This is a genomic window from Thioalkalivibrio sp. ALE19 (genome assembly GCF_000428605.1).
GTDB lineage: Bacteria > Pseudomonadota > Gammaproteobacteria > Ectothiorhodospirales > Ectothiorhodospiraceae > Thioalkalivibrio.
Window position 1 is genome coordinate 1 of record NZ_AUAG01000059.1, and the last position, 2,352, is coordinate 2,352.

Below are 2,352 nucleotides of genomic sequence, written 5' to 3' on the forward strand. Positions count from 1 at the left end.
GCGCCGGGGCCTTGTGCGGAGATTGCCGCGTCGCCTTCGGCTCCTCGCAATGACGGGGGCTGGACGGGTTCCGTCATCGCGGGGTGGGTGGCGCCTGTGTCCGGTTCCGAGGTTGCCGCGTCGCCTTCGGCTCCTCGCAATGACGGGGGCTGGCGGGGTTCCCGTCATCGCGAGGCGCGCAGCGCCGTGGCGATCTCCGCGGGTGCCCCGGCGCTGGATTGCAGAATGCCGGGGTCGCGTCTACAGGGAACCGCGGGTTGTGGTAGTTTCTGACGTGGTTACCGGGTGGCACCGCCCCTCGAGACGAGGTTTCGACTGACGTGAAACAGGTCTTCCAACAACTGCTGTGCTGGATGCTGGTGGCGGCGATTGCCGGCCTGCCGGCGGTGGCTGCGGCAGTGGGCATGGAAGACGCTCACGCCGGTCATGCGGCGATGCACGCAGCCCCGTCCGCCGATGATCCGCACGCCGGTCACGGGCAGGACCATGCCCATGGTGGCGAATCGCACCACCACCATGGGCATGATCAGCACGCCGGGCACGCCGATGAGTCGCATCACGATCACCATGCCCCCGCGACTTCCGACTCTTCCCATCCTGGTGACCCGCTCGCGCACGCCGACTGCGTGGACGCCAGCTGTCTGGCCAGCTGTTCCGCCTGCGGTCACTGCCAGGGCATGCCGACTTCGTCCGGAACCGATTTTTCGGCCCCGGTGAAGCAGGCCATGAGCCTGTATTCCTTCCAGAACGGCCCGCCCGCGGCCGCGTTGTACCGACCCCCGATCCTCTCCTGATCTGACTGTACCGGCCCGAGCGCCGGAGCTTTCCGCACGTCCGGGTTCCACCCGGTGCCGGCGGATGGCAAGGCCGTGTCGCGCGTTCGCGCGGGATGCGGAATCGAAGTCCGATCAAGGAGATTTTCACGATGCGAGCAACCCGATTGCTGCTCCCCGTCGTGTCGGTGCTGTTCCTCGCCGGCTGCGCGGTCACCGCGCCCGAGCTGGATCGCTCCGACCTGGCGGAGGATGTCTCGGTGCAGGGGATCGACCTGCCCGAGTCGGAGATGCCCCGACCCTCCGGCGAGCTGACGCTCGAGGAGGCCATCCATCAGGCCCTGTGGCGCAACCCGCGCATGCAGCAGGCCTACGCCGAACTGGATCTGACGGCCGCCGACGTGGTCGAGGCCGCCCAGTTCTCCAATCCCACCCTGTCGCTGTCGGTGATGCGCCCCGAGGGCGGTGGCGGCAACGAGACCGGGGTCGGTCTGGCCTGGGGGATCTCCGGCCTGCTGATGCGCAGTGCGCGTCAGGACATCGCCGAGGCCCACTGGGAGTCCACCCGTCTGCAGCTGGCCGAAGGCATGGTGGCCCTGGCCTCGGACACCGAGCGTGCCTGGTATGACGCGGTGGCCGCGCGCCAGCGGGCGCAGGTGCAGGCGCTGGAGACCCGTGCCGCGGACCTGGGCTCGTTGCTGGGCGAACGCTTCTATGACGCCGGCAACATCACCGACCTCAAACGTGCCCGGCTGAATATCCGGGCCGCCGAAGCGCGGCTGAAGCTCGAGGATGCACGGCAGCGCGAGCGCGAGACCCGTCTGCGTCTGGCCCACCTGATGGGGCTGCCCGGTCACGTCGATGACTGGGAGGTCCCCGGCAGGCTGCCATTGCCGCTGGCCGGCCTGGAGGATCGCGAGGCCCTGGTCGAGCAGGCCCTGGAGCAGCGTCTGGATCTGCGGGCTCTGGATCACGCCCTGGAGGGGCTCACCGAGGGCGTGGCCCTGGTGCGGCGCTATCGCTGGTTGGGCGACATCGAGCCCGGTATCGAGTTCGAGCGCGAGACCGACGGCACCCGCCTGTGGGGCGGAGGCATCTCCTTCACCCTGCCGATCTTCAACCAGAACCAGGCCGGCATCGCCCGTGCCGAGGCGCGGCTGGAGGACGGCGAGGCCCGACGGGCCCAGCTGGAGCAGGCCGTGACCGCCGACGTCCACCAGCACTTCGTGCGGCTGGCTCATCACCGCGACAAGTTCAGTACCAGGCGCTACGAACTGGTCCCGGCCCGCGAGATCGAGGTGGAGCGCATGCAGGAACGCGTGAACTTCATGTTCGACGATGTCTTCGATCTGCTGGTGACCAAGCAGGAAGAGCTGGCCGACTGGCAGCGCGCGGTGGCCGCGCTGGGTGACTACTGGCGGGCCCGGGTGGATCTGACCTTTACCGTGGCCGGTGAACTGCCGGGCGGGGCGCCGGGTGACGAGGGGTACCTTGAAACCGACGGTCTCGAACATGATCCGTCCGCGATGGACCACGACCACGGTGACCACGGTGACCACGGTGACCACGGTGACCACGG

3 protein-coding genes are annotated in these 2,352 nt (G+C 68.8%); 2 read left to right on the forward strand and 1 reads right to left on the reverse strand.

Annotated elements, in window-relative coordinates; genetic code table 11:
• Positions 1-278: 278 nt before the first annotated feature.
• Complete coding sequence (locus tag F787_RS16905) at positions 279-524, reverse strand: hypothetical protein (RefSeq protein ID WP_231373460.1); 246 nt, start codon at positions 522-524, stop codon at positions 279-281.
• Here F787_RS16905 and F787_RS17250 point away from each other — a divergent pair.
• Both F787_RS17250 and F787_RS0113945 read left to right on the forward strand, forming a co-directional pair.
• On the forward strand, positions 405-794 hold the full coding sequence (locus F787_RS17250; RefSeq protein WP_231373461.1) for a hypothetical protein: 390 nt from the start codon (positions 405-407) through the stop codon (positions 792-794). The genes F787_RS16905 and F787_RS17250 overlap by 120 nt on opposite strands.
• A 146-nt stretch (positions 795-940) precedes the next feature.
• The coding region (locus tag F787_RS0113945; RefSeq protein ID WP_028492578.1) for a TolC family protein at positions 941-2,352 on the forward strand (1,412 nt) is incomplete at its 3' end.